A 23383-nucleotide genomic window follows, 5' to 3' on the forward strand; every position below is an offset into this window, starting at 1 on the left:
AACATCGCGATTGAGAGAAGCCTGTATGAGCAGCCAGATCATCCCCGTCGAGCCGTTTGACTATGTCGTCTTCGGAGGCACCGGCGACCTTGCCGAGCGCAAGCTTATTCCCGCGCTCTACCACCGCCAGATCGCCGGCCAGTTGACCGAGCCGACGCGCATCATCGGCGCATCGCGCACACCGATGACAGACGATGAATACCGCCAATTTGCCAGGAACGCGCTTAAGGAGCACCTGAAAGCCGCCGAATACTCCGAAGACGAGGTCGCCAGCTTCTGTGCCCGCGTCCATTATGTCTCGGTCGATGCCAAGTCGCCGGACGGCTGGAGCAAGCTGAAGTCCCTGCTCGACGAAGGCAAGGACCTGGTGCGCGTCTTCTACCTCGCCGTGTCGCCGTCGCTGTTCGGTGATATCGCCGACAAGATCCGCGATTTCAAGCTGATCACCAAGGCAACACGCATCGTCGTCGAAAAGCCGATCGGCCGGGACCTGGCCTCGGCGCAGATCCTGAACGACACGATCGGCAAGGTGTTCAAGGAAGAGCAGATCTTCCGCATCGACCATTATCTCGGCAAGGAAACGGTGCAGAATCTGATGGCGCTGCGCTTCGCCAACGCTCTTTATGAACCTTTGTGGAATTCCGCGCATATCGACCATGTGCAGATCACGGTGGCCGAATCCGTCGGTCTCGAGGGACGTGTCAGCTATTACGACAAGGCTGGCGCACTGCGTGACATGGTGCAGAACCACATTCTCCAGCTCCTCTGCCTCGTCGCCATGGAAGCCCCCAACTCGATGGATGCCGAAAGCGTACGTGACGAAAAGCTGAAAGTGCTGCGCTCGCTCAAGCCGATCACGCCGGCCAACATCGAGAAGCTCACGGTGCGCGGCCAGTACAAAGCCGGCGCCTCGGCGGGCGGCCCCGTCAAGGGCTATACGGAAGAGCTTGGGGGGCCTTCAGACACGGAGACCTTCGTCGCCATCAAGGCCGAGATCGCCAACTGGCGCTGGGCCGGCGTGCCCTTCTACCTGCGCACCGGTAAACGGCTCGCGGCCCGCGTGTCGGAGATCGTCGTCGCCTTCAAGCCGATCCCCCACTCGATCTTCGACGAGGCAGCCGGCCGGATCGAAGCCAATATGCTGGTTATCCGCCTTCAGCCGGACGAGGGCGTCAAGCAGTGGCTGATGATCAAGGACCCCGGTCCCGGCGGCATGCGGCTGCGCCACGTTTCCCTCGACATGAGCTTCGCCCAGGCTTTCGACGCGCGCAATGCGGACGCCTACGAGCGGCTACTGATGGATGTCATTCGCTCGAACCAGACGCTGTTCATGCGCCGCGACGAGGTCGAGGCCGCGTGGAAGTGGGTCGATCCGATCCTCAATGGGTGGGAAGACACCGGACAGAAGACGCAGGGCTATACTGCCGGCACCTGGGGGCCGAGCCAAGCGATCGCTCTGATTGAGCGTGACGGCCGCACGTGGCACGAAGCGGATTAGGACGAACGCCATGGCTTACAGGATGCATACCTTCGAGAGCCGCACAGCGCTTGCCGAGGCGATGGCTGACCGGGTCGCGGCCCAGTTATCCGCAGCGATTGCGGCGCGCGGGACCGCCTCGCTTGCTGTCTCCGGCGGATCGACGCCGGGACCGTTCTTTGAGACCCTCGCCACCCGCGACATAGGCTGGGACAAAGTGACGATCACGCTGGTCGACGAGCGCTTCGTGCCCGCAGACCATCCGCGTTCCAACCATCTTCTGGTCGCAACCCATCTGCTGAAGAGCAAGGCCTCCGTGGCCCGCTTCATACCGCTCTATCATGCGACAGAGAACGTCGAAGAGGCGGCATCTCTTGCGACACAGGAGACCGCAGCGCTCGGCGCGCCCCTCGATGTCGTGATCCTGGGCATGGGATTGGACGGTCATACCGCCTCCTTCTTCCCCGGCGGCGACCGGCTTGAGGGGGCGCTCGATCATACCGGTCCACGCCGGGTGATGACCATGAAAGCCGAAGGCGCCGGCGAGACTCGCCTTACCTTCTCCTATCCCACGCTCGCCGATGCCCGTCTTCTCCTCCTTCACATCGAAGGTGCGGAGAAGAAGGCGGTGCTCGATCAGGCGATCGCTGGAACCGACGTCCACGCAATGCCGATCCGCGCCATTCTTAACGGCGCGCCGAGCACGCCCGACATCTACTGGGCGCCGTGACCTCCGGGCGCTCCGGCGCCCGCGCTACACCCCCAGGCGTCAACGGGGGCCGACATACGCCCGCCCCGACGGCGGGTCCTGCGTGGCCTTCCGCTCAAGCGCCGCGCGCATCTTTGAAGGAGTGACATCCGATGTCCGCAGACAGCCGTATCGAAGCCATCACCCGCCGCATTATCGAGCGCTCCAAGCCGACCCGAGACGTCTATCTCGAGCGCGTTCGCATGCAGATCGGCAAGGGCGTGCACCGCTCGGTGCTCTCCTGCGGCAACCTCGCCCACGGCTTTGCCGCCTGTTCGGTCGGAGACAAGGCGGCGCTTTCCGGCGACCAGGTCGCCAATCTCGGCATCATCACCTCCTATAACGACATGCTCTCGGCCCACCAGCCGTTCGAGACCTATCCGGCATTGATCCGTCAGGCGGCGGCCGAGGCCGGCGGCGTTGCCCAGGTCGCCGGCGGCGTGCCCGCCATGTGTGACGGCGTTACCCAGGGCCAGCCGGGCATGGAGCTTTCGCTGTTCTCGCGTGATGTGATCGCCATGGCGGCCGGCATTGGCCTGTCGCACAACATGTTCGACGCCGCTGTCTTCCTCGGCGTCTGCGACAAGATCGTACCCGGTCTGGTGATCGCAGCCCTTACCTTCGGCCACCTACCGGCCGTCTTCATCCCCGCGGGCCCCATGACCTCAGGTTTGCCGAACGATGAAAAGACCCGCATTCGCCAGCTCTATGCAGAGGGCAAGATCGGCCGTCCCGAATTGCTCGAAGCAGAGTCCAAGTCCTATCACGGCCCCGGCACCTGCACATTTTACGGCACGGCGAACTCCAACCAGATGCTGATGGAGATCATGGGTTTTCATCTGCCTGGTGCCTCTTTCATCAATCCAAACACGCCGCTTCGAGACGCACTGACCAAGGAAGCCGCCAAGCGTGCGCTGGCCATCACCGCTCTGGGCAACGAGTTCACGCCCGCCGGCGAGATGATCGACGAGCGCTCGATCGTCAACGGCGTTGTCGGCCTGCATGCCACGGGCGGCTCGACCAATCACACGCTGCATCTGGTTGCAATGGCGCGTGCAGCCGGCATCCAGCTCACCTGGCAGGACATCTCCGATCTCTCCGACATCGTGCCTTTACTCGCACGGGTCTATCCGAATGGCCTTGCCGACGTGAACCGCTTCCATGCCGCCGGCGGCATGGGTTTCCTGATCAAGCAACTCCTGAAGGCCGGATATGTGCACGACGACGTGCGCACCGTCTATGGCAAGGGCCTTGCAGCCTACACCATTGATCCGCGCCTCGGCGAGGACGGCAATGTTGTGCGCGAACCGGCACCGGAAGACAGCGCCGACCCAAAGGTTCTGGCCAAGGCGGAGGCCCCTTTCCAGCCGAACGGTGGCCTGAAAATGCTCAAGGGCAATCTCGGACGCGCGGTGATCAAGATCTCAGCCGTGAAGCCAGAGCGCCACGTGATCGTCGCACCAGCGGTTGTCTTCCATGATCAGGAAGACCTGCAGGCCGCCTTCAAGGCCGGAAAGCTTGACCGCGATTTTGTGGCCGTCCTACGCTTTCAGGGACCGAAGGCCAATGGCATGCCGGAATTGCACCGCCTGACGACGCCGCTCGGCGTGCTTCAGGATCGGGGATACAAGGTTGCGCTTTTGACAGACGGTCGCATGTCGGGCGCCTCGGGCAAGGTCCCCGCTGCAATCCATTTGACGCCGGAAGCCGTCGATGAAGGTCCGATCGCGCGGGTCAAGGATGGCGACATGATCCGGATCGATGCGGTGGCAGGTACCGTCGAGGTGCTGGTGGATCCGGCGGAATTTGACGCACGCGAGCCAGTCCGGCCGGATCTTTCGGCCAATGAATTCGGTCTGGGCCGAGAGATCTTCGCGCCACTGCGCCGTATCGCGGGACCGGCTGATCAAGGCGCAAGCGTGCTTTACTAAGCATCAATGGCTTATGGTTTTGGGCGCTTAAGATTGCCTCGCATCTTTCCGTACGCTTAGGGTCAAGCTCTGCCTCAATGGAAAACGGCCCCTTGCGGGGCCGTTCGGTGCGTTACATCATCGCCACGTATTTGGGCAACTCGGTCATTCTCGGCACGACAATCAACGTCCTCACCTGACCGCGTTTGAACGCGTTGAGGAAGCGGTTGTAGTCCTCAAACACCACGCAGCCGGAGGAATCACCACGTTTGCGCAGCAGATAGGTGTGGGTGAGGAAACCGTCGCGGCCATACATGCTGGAATCCCCGACCGGCGTCATACGGATCGCCTCGACTCCATGGAAACGGCTTTCACGCATCCGCAGATTGTAAACATTTGGCGGCGTCGGGCCGCGATTCTTGACATTGACGAACTTGGGGTTGTCGCGCATATGGGCGCGGCCAGAGTGGGCCTCAAGCCGCTCGCCGTTTGGCATATGCACAACGCCAGCGGAAATATCGTAAACGGCGACACCGCGTCCCGGCAGTTTTGGCTTGCTGGAGAAGAGCGAGGGCCGCTCTTCGTCGCTGCCGGTCAAGGACGGACGTTCAGGTTTGGCATAGGCAAGAAGCGTCGCCGGTTTCTCGCTCTTCGTCTTGTCTCCGGAGCGAGCGCCGGGCTTTTCCGTTATGCGTGCCGGCGCGTTCGGACGGGCGGATGGCAGCGGCACCTCGTCGGGAAGCGCGCTGTGATCTTCCGTTTCCGGCTCTGAAAGAAGCTCGACGAAGGGTTGCTCGCGCGGATCGGGACCAGGGCTTACGACCTCCCTCGCCAACGGCGGCGTGGCATAGGCAAGGGCAACCGGGCCGCTGGCGAGTGTCTCAGTACTGTCTGACAGTCTGGCACCGGGGGCAAGGGCTGCAGGATTGATCGAAGCGGTCTGAATTGGCGTACCGGTGGCGAGAATGCGGTTCTTGTCCTGTGGCCCCAGCCCGGCGATCGCCTTGGCATTGCGCTCGGCCACGGATTCGGCAAGCGCCAGACGCAGCATGTCACGGGCCTTCGGATCCGTGGAGGCGCGTGCGCGACGCTCCAGCATTCGGTCGCCCTTGTCGATGGTCGCCAGCGCCATGGAGGCCGGAAGCATCAGCAGGCTGACGTCCTCGGTCGCGGCGATCGCCTCGGCGATACGCAGGCGAGCAGCCTCCGCTTCGGTGGCGGAAGTAACACGGTCGCCGCGCTTCAGCGCCTTGCCGACATCGGCCGGCCGCTCGGAGAGCGCCAGTCTCGGCGCCTCGAGCTTCGGTGGAGACATCACTGAATGCAGGGTCGCGATCCCGGCCGTCGCCCAAAGGGCGGCAGCCAGCCCGACGCCGATGACGATGGGTTTCGCGGTGGCCTTGCGGCCCTTTCCGGATCGGGATTTGGAACCAGCGGACAGCTTGTCCTTGGTGTGTGTCTCGGTCGAGAACGCCATACTCTCACTCGCTACCAGAGGCCTATCGGCCCGGCGGGGTTGATCGCCGCAGCCTGAACGCATCCGGTAGGCCAAGAGCCCTCTCCCGAGGCCTCCGCTATTCCGGATGCCCTAAACAATGAAGAATCTTGGTAACCAAGTGGTTTACGCCGCGTGATTCTTTTATCGCTGGCAGAAATGGCAAGAAAAAGGCAAAAACTGCCACTAGATCGAGCGCATCAATCCGCCGTCAACCCGGATACCCTGACCGGTGATGTAGGCCGCCCCCTCGGAAGCGAGGAAGGCAATGGTTGCGGCGACTTCCTCAGCCGTGCCGTAGCGCTGCATCGGAACGCTGTCACGTCGTGCCTCGGTGGCCGGTAGGCTGTCGATCCAACCCGGCAGAACATTGTTCATACGGACATTATCGGCCGCGTAGGTATCGGCGAAAATTTTGGTAAAAGCAGACAAGCCGGCGCGGACCACAGCCGAGGTTGGGAACATGGCGCTCGGCTCGGCAACCCAGGCGGTGGAGATATTGATGATCGCCCCGCCCTTTTGTGCCTGCAGGACAGGGGTTACCAGCCGGGTTGGACGAATAACGTTGAGGAGATAGGTATCGAGGCCCCTGTGCCAATCCTCATCGGAGATTTCGAGGATCTGCGCGCGCGGACCATGGCCAGCGCTATTAACGAGGACGTCGATCCGGCCGAAACGCTCCATCGTACCGTCGACCAGACGCCGCAGGTCTTCATTCGACTGGTTGGAACCGGTCACGCCGAAACCGCCGAGTTCCTTCGCCAAAGCCTCCCCTTTGCCGGAGGAGGAGAGGATTGCAACCTTGAAGCCATCGCTTGCGAGACGTTTCGCCGCAGCGGCTCCCATGCCGCTTCCGCCGGCGGTAATGATGGCGACTTTTTCTACAGTCATTTTCGTGTCCTTTGGCTATAAATTGGCCCTGGCGCTAGCCCACGTGCCTGCTGACACATTTTCTAGCATCTATTGCGGCAATCACCGAACGCGTTAAACTCCGTTCTACCTGTAGAAAAACTCTCGTATGAATGAGAAATCCAACCGCCTGCCATCGCTCAACGCCCTACGTGCCTTCGAGGTCACGTCACGGCATTTGAGCTTCAAATCCGCGGCAAGGGAGCTTGGCGTGACCCAGAGCGCGGTCGCGCAATTGGTGCGCGGCCTGGAGAGAGAACTCGGAGTGAAGCTCTTCCTGCGGCTGCCGAAACAGCTTGCCTTGACGGATACGGGGCGTGTCTACGGTTCCGACATCCGGCGAGCATTTCAACTCATCGGGGACGCCACCCTCGCAATCAAGCCGCAACAGTTCAGTCTCACGATCAGCACCACGCCAACGTTTGCAGCGAAATGGCTATTGCCGCGACTTGCTAGCTTCACTGCCGCCCATCCAGAATTTGAACTGCGTATTCTGGCCAGCGAGAGCCTGGCAAGTTTCCAGACCGATGGCGTGGACATCGCCGTGCGCCAGGGGCAGCCGCCGTTCGGTCCGGGCCTCAAGGCCGAACTGCTGTTTGAACAGCATGTGGTCGCGGTGTGCAATCCCGCCCTACGGCACGCCGCCGCCGACGCGCATGCATCGGAAAACCTGGAGGGTCTGACGCTTCTGCGCGACACGCACAATCTCTGGCCACAATTCATCGAAACCGGATTGCACCTGACGCCGTCGAGCGACGTCAAGGGCCTGCGCTTCAATCACACGTCTCTGGCGATCGATGCCGCCATAGCCGGTCAGGGCATCGCACTTGCCAGCGACTTTCTTGTCGAGGCGGATATTGCGGCCGGAAGGCTGGTACGGGCATTCAGCGCGAGTGTGCGCGGCCGGCATGATTTCCATGTGGTGGTACCGCGTGAGCCGCGCCACCCCGGGCCGACCGACATCGTTCGCGACTGGCTGCTGGCGCAGCGCACCGGGAACTAGCCCCTTTACCAGGAACGAACGTCGAGCACCCGGTCGCGATGCGCTGGATGGGTCGAGAAGACGAAGATGCGGTCAAGTTCCTTCTGCGTCAGCATGCGCAGGAAGCGGAGTTCCGCAGTATTGTTGGCATAGGCCTTCATCAGAAGGCAACCGATCTTGTTGATGCGCGCATCGGGAATGTCCAGATAGAACTGTTGCGGCAGATTGTACTGCGTCAGCAGACTGATCACAGCGCCGCTGACCGAGATGCGGATGATGTCACAGCGACGGGCGGCCATGTGCATCACACCTTTCTCGGTGTATTCGATGCGCGCCGCATTCATCGTGTCCTCCATCGGAAACCGCCCTTCGCGGTCGTACATGAAGGATTCTTCACGCTTTAGAAAATGGTTTCCGCTCACCGCCTGTCTCATTCGATGTCCCTGCCCTGGTTTCCAGTTGTTATGGGAGGGAAAATAGCAGGACGGGATTTAACAGATGGTTTTGGCGACCGAACTGCCTGTGGAAGCTGCGATCCCGTCTGCTGTCAGGGCAAACGAGATCTTAATTTTCGCGGATCACTTCCTGTAGGTGTGTCCCGTCTCATCAAACAGATGAAGCCTGGACCGATCGGCCGAGAAGCGCAGTTTCTCGCCTCTCTTCACATCGACAGTGCCCTGCAACTTGACGGTGATAGGCTCCTCCTCGACCGGACCGTCCACATAGACGAGCGTCACCTCGCCGAGTGCCTCGACGATGTTGACGGTTCCCTCGAACAGGAATTCATCGTCGGTGGCAATCGCCAGATCTTCGGGCCTGACGCCGAAACTCGCGGCCTTGCCAACATCCCCGGCGGGGGTTTCGATGTCGACTCGGAGGGATGTGCCGTCCATCAGCTTCAGCGTGGTCGGATTGCCGGCAGAAGCGATCGTAGCGGGCATGATGTTCATTGCCGGGGAGCCTATGAAACGGGCGACAAAGAGATTGGCGGGCCGCTCGTAGAGTTCGAGCGGTGGCCCCACCTGCTCGATCTTGCCTGCCGACAAAACGACGATCCGATCGGCCAGCGTCATCGCCTCGACCTGGTCATGAGTGACATAGATCATCGTCGTGTCCGGCATCGACTCGTTGAGTTTGGCGATCTGGATGCGGGTCGCGACGCGTAGCGCCGCATCGAGGTTGGAGAGCGGTTCGTCGAACAGGAAGACCTTGGGATCGCGGCAAATGGCACGGCCGATCGCCACGCGCTGGCGCTGGCCGCCGGAAAGCGCCTTAGGAAGACGGTCGAGATAGGGAGTAAGCTGAAGCATATCGGCGGCGCTCTTGACGCGGCGGTCGATCTCTTCCTTGCTCTCGCCGGCAATCCTCATGCCGAAGGCCATGTTATCGTAGACCGTCATATGCGGATAAAGCGCATAGGACTGGAATACCATGGCGATGCCACGCTTGGACGGTGGCACATTGTTGACCACATGGCCGTCGATGATCAACTCGCCTGAGGTGACGTCCTCGAGCCCGGCGATCATGCGCAGCAACGTGGACTTGCCGCAGCCGGACGGGCCGACGAAGACGATGAACTCGCCCTGGTCGATCGTCAGATTGATGCCGTGCAGGACCTTCACCTGCCCGTAGCTCTTGCGGATATCCTTGAGGACCAGGCCCGTCATCTTATTTCCCCCCAATCAAGCGTAGCGCGCGAAATAGGCGCCCCAGGCCGGCAGTTCAACCTTGTGATCTTTAACCTTGCTTGAGAAGCCGTGTCCTTCAAGCGCCGCCCACGGGCCAGTCGGTAGCGGGACTTCCGCAGCTTCGGCGCTCATGTTGAAGGCGCACAGCACCGTCTCGTTTCCCAGCATGCGGCTGTAGACGAGCGCGGTATCACCGACGGTATGGAATTCCATTGCACCTTTGACCAACGCCGGATGGCCGCGGCGGAAGGCGAGGAAGCGGCGATATTGCTCAAGCACCGAGTCTTGCCTGCCCTCCTGCACGCTCACCGCGTTGATCGCCTGTTCGACCGGGATAGGCAGCCAGGTCTTCGGCGCCGTCGAGAAGCCGGCCTGCGGCGCGCTGGCGTCCCAGACCATCGGTGTGCGGCAGCCGTCGCGACCCTTAAACTCCGGCCAGAACTGGATACCATAGGGGTCCTGCAGATCCTCGAAGGCGATGTCGGCTTCGGTCAGCCCCAGTTCCTCGCCCTGGTAGATGCAAATCGAGCCGCGCTGGGTCATCAAGATCGCCGCCAGCAACTTAGCGAAGGCGGCGCGGTCCGCAACATTGGCGCCCCAGCGGCTGACATGACGGACCACGTCATGGTTGGAGAAGGCCCAGCAGGCCCAGCCTTCCGGCGCCGCCTTGCCAAAGGCCTTCTGGGTCTCGGAAACGACCTTCGGCGTCAGCGGTTCGGGTGCCAGGAATTCAAAGGCGTAGCACATCTGCATCTTGTCATTGCCGGACGTATACTGACCGACGATCTCCAGCCCGTACTGGCTGTCGCCCACTTCACCCACGGCGGCGATCGCCGGATATTCCTCGAGAAGGGCACGAAACCGCTTGAGAAACTCCAGGTTCTCCGGCTGGTTCTTGTCGTAGAGATGTTCCTGGAAATTGTAGGGATTGACCGCCGGCGCGGTCGAGGCGTTACGCCGCTCCGGGGCAAGCGCCGGATTATCGCGCAGGAGTCTGTCGTGGAAATAGAAGTTGATCGTGTCAAGGCGGAAACCGTCGACGCCCCGCTCCAGCCAGAAGCGCGTCGCGTCGAGCACGGCGTTCTGGACCTGCGGGTTATGCATGTTTAGGTCCGGCTGCGAGGTCAGGAAGTTGTGCATGTAATACTGCATGCGGGTCGGATCCCAATGCCAGGCGGACCCGCCGAAAATCGACAGCCAGTTGTTGGGCGGCGTGCCATCAGGCTTCGGATCAGACCAGACATACCAGTCCGACTTCGCATTGATGCGGCTCGACCGGCTCTCGACGAACCATTCATGCTGGTCGGACGTGTGGGAGATCACGAGGTCGATCATCACCTTGATTCCGAGGCGGTGGGCGTCGGCGATCAACGCGTCGAAATCGGCGATTGAACCGAACATCGGATCGACATCCGTATAATTCGACACGTCGTAGCCGAAATCCTTCATCGGCGAGGTGAAAAAGGGGGAGATCCAGATCGCGTCGGCACCAAGGGCGGCGATGTGCGGCAGGCGCGCCGTGATGCCCTTGAGGTCGCCGATCCCGTCGCCGTTGGAATCCTGATAGGAGCGCGGATAGATCTGGTAGATCACCGCGCCGCGCCACCAGTCCTTGTCCGGCACACCGGCCGATTGGGTCATTGTCGTCATGGTCAGTCCTTGTCCAATGCGTTGTGCGGGTCCGCCCGTCTCAACCGCCCTTGACCGAGCCGGCCAGCAGGCCGCGGACGAGATAGCGTTGCAGGGCGAAGAAAACGGCGAGCGGAACGATGATGGTGACAAAAGCGGACGCCGTGAGGATCTCCCAGTTGCCGCCGCGCGATCCGAGAAGCTCACGCAGCCGCCCGGTCAAGACAATCGTCTCCTCGCTGTTGCCAAGGAAGACGGTTGCGACGAGCAGGTCATTCCAGGTCCAGAGGAACTGGAAGATGGAGAAGGAGGCGAGCGCCGGGTAAGAAAGCGGCAGAACGATCCGGACGAAAATGGTGAAATCATTGGCGCCGTCGACACGGGCCGATTCCATGATCTCACGGGGCAGGCCGGCGATATAATTGCGCAAAAGATAGATGGCGAGCGGCAGGCCAAAACCCATATGCGCCAGCCAAATGCCGAGATAGGTCTTGGCCGGCACCCCGAAGAAGGCGCCGATCTTGTTGTACATCTGCAAAAGCGGAATGAGCGACATCTGCAACGGCACGACGAGAAGGCCGACGATCACGGCAAGCAGCAGCGAGCGCCCGGGAAACTTCATCCAAGCCAGCGCATAGGCCGCGAAGGCGGCAACCAGGATCGGAATAATCGTCGAGGGAATGGCGACCGTCAGCGAATTGAGAAAGGACTGCCCGATCCCCTCGGCCGTCAGCACCGTTCGATAATTGTCCAGGGTGAAGCGCGGCGGAATTTCGGCCGTGTAGAAAATGCGAATGCCACGTTTGTTCTCAAAGCGAACCGGCGATTCGATGCGGAAATCGCCGTTCTCCTCAACCGTCAGCTTTGTGCCGTCCCCGGCATCCACCGCCTGGCCGGGCACATAGGCCGTCGGCTCACGGATCGACGTGCCGAAGGCGCTGACGCCGCCCTTGCCGCCCTCAAGCACATTGCCGGCAATGACGAAGGCACCATCACGCTCCACCTGAGCCTCGGCGGCCGGTGCGCGATAGATAATGTTCTGAGTCGAGGTCGAGAGCGCTGTCCACCAACCGGAGGCGACAATCTGGTCCTTGTCGCGGATCGCGGTGATGAACAGCCCGGCCGTCGGCAGGGTCCAGAGGATGACGAGGAAGGCCACGGAGATATGGACAAACCAGGTGAGTGGCGAGCGAGCGCTGCTCTTGTGCATGTCAGCGTCCCTCCATCTCACGACGGGCATTGCGGATGTTCCAGATCATGATCGGCACGACGAGCACCATGATGACGATGGCGATCGCCGCGCCGCGACCGAAGTCGCCCCCGCCGCGGAACATCCAGTCGAACATCAGATTGGCGAGCACTTGTGTGTCCCACTGGCCGTTGGTCATGGCCAGCACGATGTCGAACACCTTGAGCACAAGAATGGTGATCGTAGTCCAGACCACCGCGATCGTGCCCCAGATCTGCGGGACCTTGATCTTCATGAAGATCTGCCAGGGATTTGCCCCGTCAATGACGGCCGCCTCGATCGTCTCCTCGGGAATGCCACGAAGGGCGGCCGACAGCAGAACCATAGCAAAGCCCGTCTGGATCCAGACGAGAATCACCATCAGAAAGAAATTGTTCCAGAACGGCATGGCGATCCAGATCTGCGGTTCGCCGCCAAGGGCGACGACGATTGCGTTTAGCAGACCTATCTGCTCGCTTGCGGCATCACGATAGTCGTAGACAAATTTCCAGATGACCGACGCGCCGACAAACGAGATCGCCATTGGCATGAAGATCAGCGACTTGGCGATGTTGCCCCACCAGATGCGGTCTGTAAGTGCGGCAATGATCAGGCCGAACAAGGTCGAGGCGGCAGGAACCACGATCAGCCAGAGCATATTATTGAAGATCGACTCGCGAAACTCGCTGTCGAAGAACATCCAGCGATAGTTCGCGAGGCCGACGAAATGCGTGCCGGAGCGGTCGAAGAGCGAATAGGCAAGCGAGGAAAAGACCGGATAGACCAGATAGATGCCGAGCGACAGAAGAGCCGGGGTGAGGAACAGCCAGGGACGGATCAACGCGGCGCGGCGCAGATTCTGCGATGCCCTGGCATGATCAGGTACATTGGCGGGAAAGATGCGGTCGAGCAGCAGATTGCTGCCGTAGAAATAGGCGATCGCGCCAACCACGCCCAGCACGATCGTCAGCAGCGCGAACAAGAGCTGTTCCACCGTAAGTCCTCCCCGTATCCATTTTGCGCGCCTGTCCGGGCAAGAGAAAAGCCCCTGGCGCGTCTATCGGACCGTCCGCGCGAAGCCCTTTGACTCCGCGCGGTTCGTTCTTGAAATTCTACTTCAAAGCGTCCCAGGACTTCTGGATCTCAGCCGTGACCTCGGCTGCGGACTTGCCGCCGACGTAGTCGACCATTCCGGTCCAGAATGCACCCGCGCCGATCTTGCCCGGCATGAGGTCGGAACCGTCGAACCGGAAGGTGGTGGCGCTCGTCAAGATCGCACCCTGCTTCCTGAGCGCTTCGTTGGCATAGGTTTCCGGGTTCGCTCCCTTGTACGGGGTCAGGAAGCCGGACTGAGCCATCCAGATTTCGTGGGCGATCGGCGTCTGCAGGAACTCGATGAAGGCCTCGGCGGCCGGGCTGTCCTTGGTTATGCCGAACAGCGTACCTGCGCCCAATACCGGCTTGCCGAGATCTTTGCCTTCATAGGCAGGGAAGTAGAAGAAATCGGCATCGACCCCAAGCTTCTTGCCTTCCGGGAAGAAGGAGGGAATGAAAGAAGCCATCTTGTGCATGTAGCACTTCGGCGGAGAAGTGAAGAGACCCTTCGGGCTGTCACGGAAGTCGGTGGAGGCAACGCCAGCTACACCACCATCGACGAACTTGTCGTTCTTGGCAAACCAGCCGAATTCATCGATCGCGCCGATGACGGCCGGATCGTTGAACGGAATTTCGTTGGAGACCCACTTGTCGTAGGTTTCCGGGGAGGCCGTGCGCAGCATCATGTCCTCGACCCAATCGGTCGCCGGCCAGCCGGTGGCTGCGCCCGAACCTAGGCCGATGCACCAAGGCGTACCGCCATCGGCGACGATCTTCTCGGTCAGCGCCTTGAGGTCCTCCATTGTCTCCGGCACTTCATAGCCGGCATCCGCGAAGTTTTCCGGGACGTACCAGACCAACGACTTCAAATCGGCCTTGTAGGGGAAGCCGAAAAAGGCGGTCTTGCCGTCCTTGCCCTTGTAGGACCCGAGATCGACCCAGGACTGGCCGGCCGCATAATTGTCCTTCAGCCATTCGGCGGTCGCGGGCTTGAGCGGGGTGAGGAAGCCCTTGGCGGCGAGATCGGCGGCAAGGCCGGGTTGCGGGAAGACCGCAATATTGGCTGCGCTGCCGGCCTGCGTGTCGATGACGATCTGCTGCTCGAAACTATCAGAGCCGGCATATTCGACCTTAGCGCCGGTCGCATCCTCGAAATAGGCGAGCACGCTCAACACCAGATCGCGGTCAGGCCCGAGCCAGGGACCGAAGATCGAAAGGGTCTGGCCCTTCAGGTCATGGGTCTTCTTGAAACTATCGAGGCTCGCCCAGTTGAACTTGGCGTCTTCGCCCGGCTTGAACTTGAGATCAGCGGCGCCGGCGGCACCGGCGAGAAGGGCGGCCGCAGCGACCGTCATCAGGAAAATTCTCTTCATATGATTTACCTCCCATCACATTTCGGACGAGCAAACCCCGCCTCGCAGATTGAAACCCATTTCATTCAAAGCGCTTTGACGTCACAGTGTCTTCACATTGAGTTGGAAATGGAGTCAAGCACAATTCGGGAACTGCCGCAAACGGTTGCAACACCAAGGCGATGCTTTCGGCAGATGTATTGCCTTCGACCAATTTCCTGTTTGTGGTGGCTGTATCGGCTGGTAGATAGGCTCCAAACGCTTTGGCTCGATGAGAGCTGCATTCGTGCGACCCATCGCAGAGCGCAGGGAGGAATGTGCCTTGAACCTTAAGCAATTGTCGCAATTGCTGGGCCTGTCCCAGACGACGATCAGCCGGGCGATCAACGGCTATCCGGAAGTCAGCGAAGAGACACGCCAGCGCGTGCTGAAGGCAGCAGCGGAAACAGGCTACCGGCCGAACCGCGCGGCGCAGCGGCTGGCGACTGGCAAGGCCGGTTCGATCGGTCTGGTCATGCCGATTGAACCGAACGACACGTCTGACATCCATTTCGCCGAGTTCCAGCGAGGATTGGCCGAAGAGGCCCTCCGGCACGACTTTCACCTCGTAATCATGCCGGCGGCGCCGCGCGACGAGGAACTGGCAATCCGCTGGCTGGTGGCGAGTGGCAGTGCCGATGGCTACTATCTCGCCTACATGCGGGAAAAGGATCCGCGCATCGCCATGGCGAAATCCCTGCCTGTGCCCTTCATTGTCCACGGTCGGTCCTTTGGACTGGAGACGGATTATCCCTTCCTCGACGTCGACAACGAGGGCGCCTTTCATGATGCCGCCCACCTGCTCCTGCAGCTCGGCCACCGGCGTTTTGCACTGCTGAACGGTCCGGAGGAGTTCGACTTCGCCATCCGCCGCCGGATCGGCGCGGAGGCGGCGTTGCAGGAAAAGGGCATCGACCTGGCACCCGACTCCATTCGCCATACGGCAATGACCGACCAAGCGGGGTTTTGCGGCATGTCCGAATTACTGGAGCGGCCTGACCGGCCGACGGCGGTGCTGTGCGCCTCGACCGTGTTGGCGCTTGGAGCGGTGCGCGCCATCAACCGCGCCGGACTGCGGCTCGGCGAGGACATTTCGCTGATCGCCCACGACGACGTGCTGCCGCTGTTGAAACCTGAGAATTTCACTGTGCCGCTGACGACGACGCGTTCCTCGCTGCGTGCGGCCGGGATCCGCATCGCCCAACGGCTTATCGCAGCCATCAAGAAGAGCGAGCCTCAGCCGCAGCAGCACGAATTATGGAAAGCCGATCTCGTGATTCGCGCCTCGACAGGACCGGCGCCGCGCTAGCGGCCCTCGCCCCGAGCAATCAAAAGCAACCTGCCGGACATCAGAACTTCGGAGCGGGCTTATTCTGCGCGCGGTAGGCGGCGATCACGGTATTGGCCATCAGCATGGCGATCGTCATCGGCCCGACGCCGCCCGGAACCGGACTGATCGCGCCAGCAACGGCTGCACATTCGGCAAAGGCTACATCGCCGACAAGCCGAGTCTTGCCCTCGCCTTTTTCCGGTGCCGCGACCCGATTGATACCGACATCGATCACCGTCGCGCCGGGCTTGACCCAGTCGGCCTTGACCATTTCGGGACGACCGACCGCCGCGACCAGGATGTCCGCCTGGCGGGCAAGCGCGGGCAGGTCACGGCTTTTCGAATGGCCGATCGTCACCGTGGCATTGGCGGCCAGCAAGAGTTGCGCCATCGGCTTGCCAAAGAGGTTGGAACGGCCGATCACCAAGGCGTTTAGGCCGGAGAGATCCGGGCCACGGATCTGGCGTACCAGGATCATCGCACCGGCCGGTGTGCAGGAAACGAGGCCGGTCTCCGCATCGCCGGTCGCGAGCTTGCCGGCATTGACGACATGCAGGCCATCGACGTCCTTTTCCGGAAGGATCGACTGGATCACTGCTTCTGAATTCAGATGTTTCGGCAAGGGAAGCTGGACGAGCACACCGTCGATTTCTGGATCGGCATTGAGCGTGGCGACGAGTTCCATCAGTTCCTGCTGGCTGGTCTCTTCCGCAAGCGTGTGTTGCACCGATTTGAAGCCGCATTGCTTGGCCATCCGGCTCTTGGACGAGACGTAGGCGTGACTGGCCGGATCATTTCCGACGATCACCACAGCAAGCCCCGGCCTGCGTCCCGTATCGCGCTCCAATGCGGCTGCCGCCACAGTTACCGCCTCGACCACCGAAGCGGCCGTCTTCTTGCCATCAATCACCGTTGTCACGATAGCATCCCTCACTTGCGTTGTGACGACAACCTAATCGCCGCGCCGGGCGGAAAATTGCCTCTCCCCGCCGTATGGTGTCAAAAGCGTGGTTTTTGCAAGGGGCAACAGCGGATTTCCGCGACCGTCCTTGGTCTGATGCCCCTAGCGAGGGGCGGCGCGTCACTCTGCCGCGCCGGCGGACGGAGGAGCCGGATCTTTGCCACCTGGGTGGCGCGGCGGTCCAAGGAACTTGTACCTGACGACGTGGCCGAGAAAAACCGGGATGCCGACGACGTAACGATACCAGAGACGCCGCGGCTCCAGCCACAGGCGGTAGACCCATTCGCAACGAAGGCGGCGCATCCACGGCGGCGCGCGCGGCACTTGACCAGAAATGAAGTCGAACAGGGCGCCGACGCCTACCACCAGCCGGGCATGTTCGGGGCGGATGTTGCGATCGATCCAAACCTCCTGCAAGGGCGTGCCGAGAGCGACTAGAAGAATGTCGAGCCGCGCTGCCTTGAGGTCGTCAAGCACAGCGGCGCAGTTCACCTTGTCGAAGAAGCCGTCGGAAATCGCGATGAACTCGTGCCAGGGCGCATGGCGGCGGAAGTTGACAGCCGCCTCAGCGAGAACCTCGGGACGCCCACCGACCAGGCCGATCCGCCGGGGCGTATCCATGTAGCTCAGCATGGCCGGAATGAAATCGGTTCCATTGAGATTGGCGACAAAGCGTTCGCCGTTCAGCACATGTGAGGCCAGGTCGACACCAATCCCGTCCGGCAGCAAGATCGTACGACCAAGCGCCGCCCGATAGTCCGAGTCGGACATCATGAGGTTGGCATTGTTGGCGTTGAGAAAAGCCACATGGGTCTGACCGAAACTCTGAGCGGTCAACTCGTTCACATAGGAAAGCGCATCGCGCCAGGTCAGGTCATAGACCGGAACACCGAACACCGGTAGCCGCGCCTCCGGCAAAGACAGACTCGGTTGCATGGTCATGCGCGCCTCCGAAGGCTGTCAGACGGGAAAGGCCACCTGCCGCCAAGAAACCGACCACTCCCGTCAAGGCACCAAAGGTCGGCCGTGAGAGCCTGGCGAACAGCCAGGAGGGAGAAAGGCAAGATCAGAAACTGCATAAAACCACACAATACAGGAGTTGACGCCACCCGTATATCAGCAAGAGATCAAGTCCATTTTAAGGGAAAGTCTCGCGTTTACCGCATGGTCTTCACACATCATTTGTCATGATTGCGGGCAGTCCCCCACTCTATTCCAATAGAAGCGGCACGCGCCGTAAAACGAAAGGTGGCAAGCGGGCCCGCCACTCTTTCGGTCGGTTGACGACGATTTGATGATAGCCGCGATCAATGACCGGTCTTCGCCGACTCCTCGACCTTATCTCCCTCAATCACCTTGACGGGTTGTCCCGGCGGCTTGGCCTTTCCCTCGCCGGCGGTCCGGACATCATCCTTCGAGAGATAGTCGAGCTGCTCGACCAGCACCTCATCGATGAAATTATCGCCGAGATGGGTGTTGATGTCGGTCTTGACCTTCTCCTTGAAGGCCACGACGTCAAAGGCGGCCATGTTGGAGATGTCGACCATCTTGTTGCCGATCAGGAGCGTGAACAACTCGTCGGTCATCAACTCGGTCAATGGTAGTTCGACACCCTTGATCTTCTCCTTGTCCATCATAAAGGAGACACGACCGAGGAAATAGCCGCTCACGCTGCCATCGGCGATCATCGGAACGGTGATCGCCTCGCCGCGAACCAGCTCGAGCTTCGCTTTGCGGGCGTCCTCCTCGCTGACTTCCGCGGGCGCGGTCGCCATGTGTACGGAAAAGTAGACCGCGCCGAGTGCAACGAGGCAGACCCACAATCCGGCGGCCAGTATCTTGACCATCAGACCTCGCTGTACAGAAACTGTTCCTGGGAATAGGTGCCGTCACCGTCGGCTTCCCGCACCGCATTCTTCAGGAGATCGGCTACCGCGCGCACAGCATTCATGTGCGCCTCGACACGACGGGCGTTGATCGCCAGCTTCTTCTTCAAGGCGTGCATCTGCTCCACATAGCCGACCGCCAGTTCGCGTGGATCTGTGTCGCGAAACAGCATCGTCAGCTCGTACAGGCAGCGGCTCTTGTGGGCGTTGGAGACCTTGAGGTCGAATTCCGGATCCTTGCCGATCCGCGTATTTTCGTTGTCGATGATCATCTCAAGGCGGCCGAGCACCGTCTTGATTCGATAATCGCTATTGATGATTTCCATTGTCCCTGCCCCGGGTGAGTGTTGTTATGTTGTCTGGCCGTCGGTGGTGGAAACACCAAGCGTACGACGCTCGAGGTCCGTCACCATATTCAATGCAACGCGCCGGTCGGTTTCGTTGGTGGCAGCATTGACCGTATTGCCGCCACGCTTGCGGGCGAGTTCTTCCGAATACATCTGGTCGGCAATGCCGACGCCGCCGCTTTCGGCGATGGTTCCGCCGATCTGTTCGGCCATCATGCTCTTCCAGATCTCGCCAGCATTGCCCTTGCCGTAGACGGCCTCGCTGTCGTCCGGCATCATCGACTTGACGAAATTCTGCAGGAAGACCGCTTCAAAGTCGCGGTAAACCTTTGGGGTTTCCCCGGCTTCGGTCTTCTTCACGTTGCCGAGACCGGCATCGAAGGCGGCGCTGTTCAGCACCTCAACCGCAGCACCGAAACCGGCGCCCTTCTCGGCAAGGTTCGTCGCTTCAAGAGTTGCGCGATTGGTCTTCAGTTTTTCCTGGGCTGCCGCCAGGACCATTGGATCTGCCGCGCGGACGACGTCCAGCACGAGATCGCTCGGAGGTGATATGGCCACGTTTCTTGTCCCCGATGCTTTGGTTAGGTGACGAGTATCACTCGTGAACCTTGCTGGAGGCTGTCGTGGCGAACGTCATATCGACCAGATCGTAGATGGCGTTGTCGTCCGCCTCGCGATCCTCGTGCACACGGGCCTTCTTCATGTTTTCCTCCAGTCGGTCGCCCTTGGCCCGCTCGCGCATCATCTTGACCTCCTGGCCATGCTGAAGACTGGCGAGCTGCTTGTCGGTATTGGACAAGCGATTGAAACGTTCGGCATAACCTTGTGCAAAGAGCCGATGGACCGGCTCGAGCGAGCCGATCGCCGCCATCACGGAAACCATCGAGGCGGCATTCTCCTCACGACGCTTGGCGGTCACCGCAAGATCACTTTCAGCCATGCGCTCCATGTGACGCTGAACGGCGACCAGCCTTTTCAGTTTGTCAGATTTCTTCGTCGGCCCCATCGGCGCTCCTCAAGCAAAGGCTTCACACGGGCTCAGCCCAGGAATATCCGGAAAAAATTCTCGGCAAATTGCCGAACGAGCGCAGCAATGGAAAAATACAGGAGAAACAGGCCACCCATCAGCAGATATGGCGTAGAGATGAAATAGATCGGGATCTGCGGCGCCAGTTTGTTGATCAGGCCAATCGAAAAGTTGAACATGAGGCCAAAGATGATGAAGGGGCTGGCGAGCCGCAGCATCAGCAAGAAGGTGGCGCTGAGCGTGTCGGTCAGTGTGATCAGCATTTTCTGTACATCGGGAAAGGTACCGAGCGGCATCAGACCATAGGAATCGATCAAGGCTCGTAGGATGACATGATGGAAATCCATCATGAACAGCAGCAGCAGGCCGCCGAAGCTGATCATGTTGGTCAGCTGGTTTTCCGGAGTATCCTCAATGACATCGGGAGCACCTGGCGAGTTGAAGCCGATCGACATCGAGATCGCCGAGCCCGCGAATTGCAGGCCAAGCACGTAGAGCCTGGCAATCAAACCGTACATGGTGCCAACCAGCGTCTCGCCGAGAACGAGATGGATATAGGCATAGTCACCGCCCGAAACGCGCGGGTAGATCGTATCCCACAACATGGGCAGGATCGCCAGGGACACTGCCGCCGACATCAGCAGACGGAACATGACGGGAATACGGGCCGAGGAGAAGCCCGGAAGCACCATGAAACAGGCGCCGATCCGGCAGAAGGCCACGAACATGGCCAGAACTGTCCCCTCGGGGTCGGTGATCATGAAATGGAACCCAGGATCTTTATCTCTATGCCCTTGGCCAGTTCAACATGCGACAGCACCGGCAGGGTAGCGAACAGACGCTCGATAATCATGCGGACATAGGAGCGCGTTTCCGGCGAGGTGACAAGTACGAAAGGCAGACCGCGGTCCATGAATTCGCGGATGACCTTGCTCGCCTGTTCGGAGAATTCCTCAAGGCTACGCGGGTCAATGTCGAACTCGACGATTTCGCCCTTAGCGTCGCGCTTCAATGCCTGGTGGAAGACCAGGTCCCATTTCGAGCCGAGACGCAGAACACGCAGGACACCGTTGTCGGTCAGGTCGCCACAGAGCTGCTGGGCCATGCGGACGCGCACGTGTTCGACGATCTGCTCGGTCTTCCTGACATGCGGAGCAAGCTCGGCCACCGCTTCGAGGATCAGATGCAGGTTGCGAATCGAAACACGTTCAGCGAGCAGCAGCTTCAGAACCGCCTGAAGACCCGAATAGGACATATGCGACGAGCAGATCTCGTCTGCGAGCTTCTTGTATTCCGGATCGAGCCGATCAATCAGGATCTTCACATCTTTATAGGAAAGAAGCTGCGGCAGGTTGTTTCGGATGACCTCGCTGACATGGGTCAGCACGACCGAGACATTGTCGATCGGATGGAAGCCTTCGCGCTTCAGGTCCTCGGTGAAGGTTTCGAGCACGGAGACCGCCGGCATGCCGAAGGCGGGTTCGCGGATCTCGTCGCCCGGCACCTTGGGCTTGCGGCCGGAGCCGGTGACGACAAGAACCTCGCCGACGCGCAACTGGTTGGATGCGATCGTCGTGCCGTGGATGCGGATCTGGTAAGACTTTTCCTGGATGCCGATGTCGTCGGTGACCTTGATCTCCGGAACAACGAAGCCGTACTGGCTAGCGAACTTCTTGCGCATCTTGCCGACGCGGAAGGCGAGTTCCTGATGGGCACCGAGAAGCCGGGTCGAAACGAGCTTGCCGAGCGCCAGCTCGATCTCAGCGGTCTTCAGCACCGACTTGACCGAGTCCTTTTCGGCCTCCTTGGTCTGGATGACCTTCTTCTCTTCCTGCTCGCGCTTGACCTTGTTCTCGGCCTCGATCTGGCGCGGGATGAACCAGCTGCCGAAACCCATGATGCCGCCGAGCGTGAGGAAGGGGATCATCGGCAGGCCGGGCACGATCGACAGAAGAACCATGAGCGCGGCGGCAACCGAGAGCGCGCGCGGATAGCCACTCAGCTGATTGACGACCGCCTGGTCGGTCGAACCGGGATTGCCGCCGCGCGAGACCAAGAGGCCGGCAGCGAGCGAAACGATGAGCGCAGGGATCTGCGAGACGATACCGTCACCGACCGAAAGCTTGACGAAGACGTCGGCCGCTTCGCCGATTTCCATGCCGTGGCGGAAATAACCGATGATGATGCCGCCGAAAATATTGATGGCGGTGATCATCAGGCCGGCGATCGCATCACCGCGGACGAATTTCGACGCGCCGTCCATGGCACCGAAGAAAGAGCTTTCCTGCTCCAGTTCACGGCGGCGGAACTGCGCTTCCTTGTCATCAATCATCCCCGCCGAAAGGTCGGCGTCGATCGACATCTGCTTGCCGGGAATGGCGTCAAGGGTGAAGCGTGCGCCGACTTCGGCGATACGCGTAGCGCCCTTGGTGATGACGATAAAGTTCACCGTCACAAGGATCAGGAAGACGATCAGACCGATGACGAAGTCGCCGGACATGACAAGGCTCGAAAAGCCGGCGATGACGCCACCGGCAGCGTCATGGCCGTGATTGCCATTGGACAGGATCACGCGCGTGGTCGCGATGTTCAGCGACAGGCGGATCATCGTCGAGATCAGCAGAATGGTCGGGAACGACGAGAAGTCGAGCGGGCGCTGGATCCACAGGGCGACCATCAGGATCAGCACCGAGAAGGCGATCGAAAAGGCGAGCCCCATGTCGATCAGAAACGGCGGGATCGGCAGGAAGAGGATACTGAGGATGACAACGATGCCGAAGGCAAAACCGATGTCGCGACCCTGCGGACTGACCTTCGGAATGGGAATTGCAATTGGTTGCGCCATTTATCGTTCCGTCTCTTCATGAGAGGCGACCGTCCCCCGAGGGGAATACGGCCATGTTCATGGAAGCGATAGCGGGCGAAGCTTGCGCGAGGGTGGCACTACCACCGGCAGCATGACTGGATTCGAGCGGTCAGAAACCGGTCTGGACGCGAGAGAAAACCAGATTGGCAAATAGGGCGATCTGTCCGCCGACGAAGGGGGCAGTAATGCCGATGGTCACCAGGATGGCAACGATCTTGGGAACAAAGGTCAGGGTCATTTCCTGAACCTGGGTGAGCGCCTGGATGAGCGCGATGGTGACGCCAACGACCATGGCGGCAAGCACAGCTGGACCGGACGCGACGAGCACGGTCCAAACGGCTGCCTGCATGATGTCGAGAGCGTCAGCCTCATTCATGGTTCAACTCTTCTTCCCTGTACCGGGGAATCGGCCTC

The 23383-nt window shown here is 60.6% G+C and carries 22 protein-coding genes; 5 read left to right on the forward strand and 17 right to left on the reverse strand.

Annotated features, from left to right (window positions below; genetic code table 11):
* Positions 1-25: 25 nt before the first annotated feature.
* The 3 genes from zwf to edd all read left to right on the forward strand — a co-directional run bounded on the left by zwf (position 26) and on the right by edd (position 4156).
* Positions 26-1498, forward strand: a complete 1473-nt coding sequence (gene zwf, locus RNA01_RS10670; protein WP_147180178.1) for a glucose-6-phosphate dehydrogenase — start codon at positions 26-28, stop codon at positions 1496-1498.
* Between the two features lie 10 nt (positions 1499-1508).
* Entirely contained in the window at positions 1509-2207 is a 699-nt protein-coding gene (gene pgl, locus RNA01_RS10675) for a 6-phosphogluconolactonase (RefSeq protein WP_147180179.1), read from the forward strand.
* Positions 2208-2338: 131 nt separating this feature from the next.
* Positions 2339-4156 (forward strand): phosphogluconate dehydratase, encoded by a 1818-nt coding sequence (gene edd, locus RNA01_RS10680; RefSeq protein ID WP_147180180.1) that lies wholly within the window; start codon positions 2339-2341, stop codon positions 4154-4156.
* Positions 4157-4268: 112 nt separating this feature from the next.
* Here the strand turns inward: edd and RNA01_RS10685 are convergent, their stop codons facing one another.
* Both RNA01_RS10685 and RNA01_RS10690 read right to left on the reverse strand, forming a co-directional pair.
* On the reverse strand, positions 4269-5612 hold the full coding sequence (locus RNA01_RS10685) for a tlde1 domain-containing protein (RefSeq protein ID WP_147180181.1): 1344 nt from the start codon (positions 5610-5612) through the stop codon (positions 4269-4271).
* A gap of 204 nt (positions 5613-5816) precedes the next feature.
* The gene (locus tag RNA01_RS10690) at positions 5817-6521 is read right to left on the reverse strand and encodes an SDR family oxidoreductase (protein ID WP_147180182.1); all 705 of its coding nucleotides are present in this window, start codon (positions 6519-6521) and stop codon (positions 5817-5819) included.
* A 127-nt stretch (positions 6522-6648) separates the two neighbouring features.
* Here RNA01_RS10690 and RNA01_RS10695 point away from each other — a divergent pair, with 127 nt between their 5' ends.
* The gene (locus RNA01_RS10695) at positions 6649-7542 is read left to right on the forward strand and encodes a LysR substrate-binding domain-containing protein (protein WP_147180183.1); all 894 of its coding nucleotides are present in this window, start codon (positions 6649-6651) and stop codon (positions 7540-7542) included.
* 5 nt (positions 7543-7547) lie between these two features.
* Here RNA01_RS10695 and RNA01_RS10700 read toward each other — a convergent pair whose 3' ends face one another.
* From RNA01_RS10700 to RNA01_RS10725, 6 genes are all read right to left on the reverse strand, one after another.
* Complete coding sequence (locus RNA01_RS10700) at positions 7548-7904, reverse strand: hypothetical protein (protein WP_170253415.1); 357 nt, start codon at positions 7902-7904, stop codon at positions 7548-7550.
* A gap of 195 nt (positions 7905-8099) precedes the next feature.
* Positions 8100-9188, reverse strand: a complete 1089-nt coding sequence (locus tag RNA01_RS10705) for an ABC transporter ATP-binding protein (protein ID WP_147180185.1) — start codon at positions 9186-9188, stop codon at positions 8100-8102.
* 15 nt (positions 9189-9203) lie between these two features.
* Positions 9204-10859 (reverse strand): beta-galactosidase BglA, encoded by a 1656-nt coding sequence (bglA, locus tag RNA01_RS10710; RefSeq protein ID WP_147180186.1) that lies wholly within the window; start codon positions 10857-10859, stop codon positions 9204-9206.
* Positions 10860-10899: 40 nt separating this feature from the next.
* The gene (locus tag RNA01_RS10715) at positions 10900-12048 is read right to left on the reverse strand and encodes a carbohydrate ABC transporter permease (RefSeq protein WP_147180187.1); all 1149 of its coding nucleotides are present in this window, start codon (positions 12046-12048) and stop codon (positions 10900-10902) included.
* A 1-nt stretch (position 12049) separates the two neighbouring features.
* A complete protein-coding gene (locus tag RNA01_RS10720) occupies positions 12050-13060 on the reverse strand; it encodes a carbohydrate ABC transporter permease (RefSeq protein WP_147180188.1) in 1011 nt (336 codons plus the stop codon).
* A gap of 118 nt (positions 13061-13178) precedes the next feature.
* The gene (locus RNA01_RS10725; RefSeq protein WP_147180189.1) at positions 13179-14534 is read right to left on the reverse strand and encodes an ABC transporter substrate-binding protein; all 1356 of its coding nucleotides are present in this window, start codon (positions 14532-14534) and stop codon (positions 13179-13181) included.
* A gap of 226 nt (positions 14535-14760) precedes the next feature.
* On the opposite strand from RNA01_RS10725, the gene RNA01_RS10730 reads away from it, so the two are divergent.
* The gene (locus tag RNA01_RS10730; protein WP_371864060.1) at positions 14761-15861 is read left to right on the forward strand and encodes a LacI family DNA-binding transcriptional regulator; all 1101 of its coding nucleotides are present in this window, start codon (positions 14761-14763) and stop codon (positions 15859-15861) included.
* 40 nt (positions 15862-15901) lie between these two features.
* Here RNA01_RS10730 and folD read toward each other — a convergent pair whose 3' ends face one another.
* The 9 genes from folD to fliQ form a co-directional block, all read right to left on the reverse strand.
* Positions 15902-16801 (reverse strand): bifunctional methylenetetrahydrofolate dehydrogenase/methenyltetrahydrofolate cyclohydrolase FolD, encoded by a 900-nt coding sequence (folD, locus tag RNA01_RS10735; protein WP_147180191.1) that lies wholly within the window; start codon positions 16799-16801, stop codon positions 15902-15904.
* Between the two features lie 162 nt (positions 16802-16963).
* Positions 16964-17785 (reverse strand): WecB/TagA/CpsF family glycosyltransferase, encoded by an 822-nt coding sequence (locus RNA01_RS10740; RefSeq protein ID WP_147180192.1) that lies wholly within the window; start codon positions 17783-17785, stop codon positions 16964-16966.
* 365 nt (positions 17786-18150) lie between these two features.
* Positions 18151-18690, reverse strand: a complete 540-nt coding sequence (locus tag RNA01_RS10745) for a hypothetical protein (RefSeq protein WP_147180193.1) — start codon at positions 18688-18690, stop codon at positions 18151-18153.
* A complete protein-coding gene (locus tag RNA01_RS10750; RefSeq protein WP_147180194.1) occupies positions 18690-19055 on the reverse strand; it encodes a hypothetical protein in 366 nt (121 codons plus the stop codon). The genes RNA01_RS10745 and RNA01_RS10750 overlap by 1 nt, the downstream gene beginning before the upstream one ends.
* A 24-nt stretch (positions 19056-19079) precedes the next feature.
* Positions 19080-19634, reverse strand: coding sequence for a rod-binding protein (locus tag RNA01_RS10755; RefSeq protein ID WP_147180195.1), 555 nt, complete (start codon positions 19632-19634; stop codon positions 19080-19082).
* A 37-nt stretch (positions 19635-19671) separates the two neighbouring features.
* Complete coding sequence (locus tag RNA01_RS10760; RefSeq protein WP_147180196.1) at positions 19672-20082, reverse strand: hypothetical protein; 411 nt, start codon at positions 20080-20082, stop codon at positions 19672-19674.
* Between the two features lie 32 nt (positions 20083-20114).
* Positions 20115-20864 (reverse strand): flagellar biosynthetic protein FliR, encoded by a 750-nt coding sequence (gene fliR, locus RNA01_RS10765; protein ID WP_147180197.1) that lies wholly within the window; start codon positions 20862-20864, stop codon positions 20115-20117.
* Positions 20861-22948: a flagellar biosynthesis protein FlhA gene (gene flhA / locus RNA01_RS10770; protein WP_147180198.1), complete on the reverse strand. Its 2088-nt coding sequence runs from the start codon at positions 22946-22948 to the stop codon at positions 20861-20863. Before flhA ends, fliR begins: the two co-directional genes overlap by 4 nt.
* Before the next feature lie 130 nt (positions 22949-23078).
* A complete protein-coding gene (gene fliQ, locus RNA01_RS10775) occupies positions 23079-23345 on the reverse strand; it encodes a flagellar biosynthesis protein FliQ (protein ID WP_147180199.1) in 267 nt (88 codons plus the stop codon).
* Positions 23346-23383: the final 38 nt, after the last annotated feature.

This window comes from Paenirhizobium naphthalenivorans (assembly GCF_007992095.1).
Classification (GTDB): Bacteria; Pseudomonadota; Alphaproteobacteria; order Rhizobiales; family Rhizobiaceae; genus Allorhizobium; species Allorhizobium naphthalenivorans.

What these genes read in the sequence shown, in the direction of transcription:
- RNA01_RS10760 (WP_147180196.1), bottom strand. Translation starts at nt 20,082, where the DNA reads ATGGGGCCGACGAAGAAATCTGACAAACTGAAAAGGCTGGTCGCCGTT.
- RNA01_RS10690 (WP_147180182.1), bottom strand. Translation starts at nt 6,521, where the DNA reads ATGACTGTAGAAAAAGTCGCCATCATTACCGCCGGCGGAAGCGGCATG.
- RNA01_RS10750 (WP_147180194.1), bottom strand. Translation starts at nt 19,055, where the DNA reads ATGGAAATCATCAATAGCGATTATCGAATCAAGACGGTGCTCGGCCGC.
- pgl (WP_147180179.1), top strand. Translation starts at nt 1,509, where the DNA reads ATGGCTTACAGGATGCATACCTTCGAGAGCCGCACAGCGCTTGCCGAG.
- edd (WP_147180180.1), top strand. Translation starts at nt 2,339, where the DNA reads ATGTCCGCAGACAGCCGTATCGAAGCCATCACCCGCCGCATTATCGAG.
- RNA01_RS10695 (WP_147180183.1), top strand. Translation starts at nt 6,649, where the DNA reads ATGAATGAGAAATCCAACCGCCTGCCATCGCTCAACGCCCTACGTGCC.
- zwf (WP_147180178.1), top strand. Translation starts at nt 26, where the DNA reads ATGAGCAGCCAGATCATCCCCGTCGAGCCGTTTGACTATGTCGTCTTC.
- bglA (WP_147180186.1), bottom strand. Translation starts at nt 10,859, where the DNA reads ATGACGACAATGACCCAATCGGCCGGTGTGCCGGACAAGGACTGGTGG.
- RNA01_RS10705 (WP_147180185.1), bottom strand. Translation starts at nt 9,188, where the DNA reads ATGACGGGCCTGGTCCTCAAGGATATCCGCAAGAGCTACGGGCAGGTG.
- fliQ (WP_147180199.1), bottom strand. Translation starts at nt 23,345, where the DNA reads ATGAATGAGGCTGACGCTCTCGACATCATGCAGGCAGCCGTTTGGACC.
- fliR (WP_147180197.1), bottom strand. Translation starts at nt 20,864, where the DNA reads ATGATCACCGACCCCGAGGGGACAGTTCTGGCCATGTTCGTGGCCTTC.
- RNA01_RS10725 (WP_147180189.1), bottom strand. Translation starts at nt 14,534, where the DNA reads ATGAAGAGAATTTTCCTGATGACGGTCGCTGCGGCCGCCCTTCTCGCC.
- RNA01_RS10700 (WP_170253415.1), bottom strand. Translation starts at nt 7,904, where the DNA reads ATGTACGACCGCGAAGGGCGGTTTCCGATGGAGGACACGATGAATGCG.
- RNA01_RS10740 (WP_147180192.1), bottom strand. Translation starts at nt 17,785, where the DNA reads ATGACCATGCAACCGAGTCTGTCTTTGCCGGAGGCGCGGCTACCGGTG.
- RNA01_RS10685 (WP_147180181.1), bottom strand. Translation starts at nt 5,612, where the DNA reads ATGGCGTTCTCGACCGAGACACACACCAAGGACAAGCTGTCCGCTGGT.
- RNA01_RS10715 (WP_147180187.1), bottom strand. Translation starts at nt 12,048, where the DNA reads ATGCACAAGAGCAGCGCTCGCTCGCCACTCACCTGGTTTGTCCATATC.
- RNA01_RS10745 (WP_147180193.1), bottom strand. Translation starts at nt 18,690, where the DNA reads ATGGTCAAGATACTGGCCGCCGGATTGTGGGTCTGCCTCGTTGCACTC.
- flhA (WP_147180198.1), bottom strand. Translation starts at nt 22,948, where the DNA reads ATGGCGCAACCAATTGCAATTCCCATTCCGAAGGTCAGTCCGCAGGGT.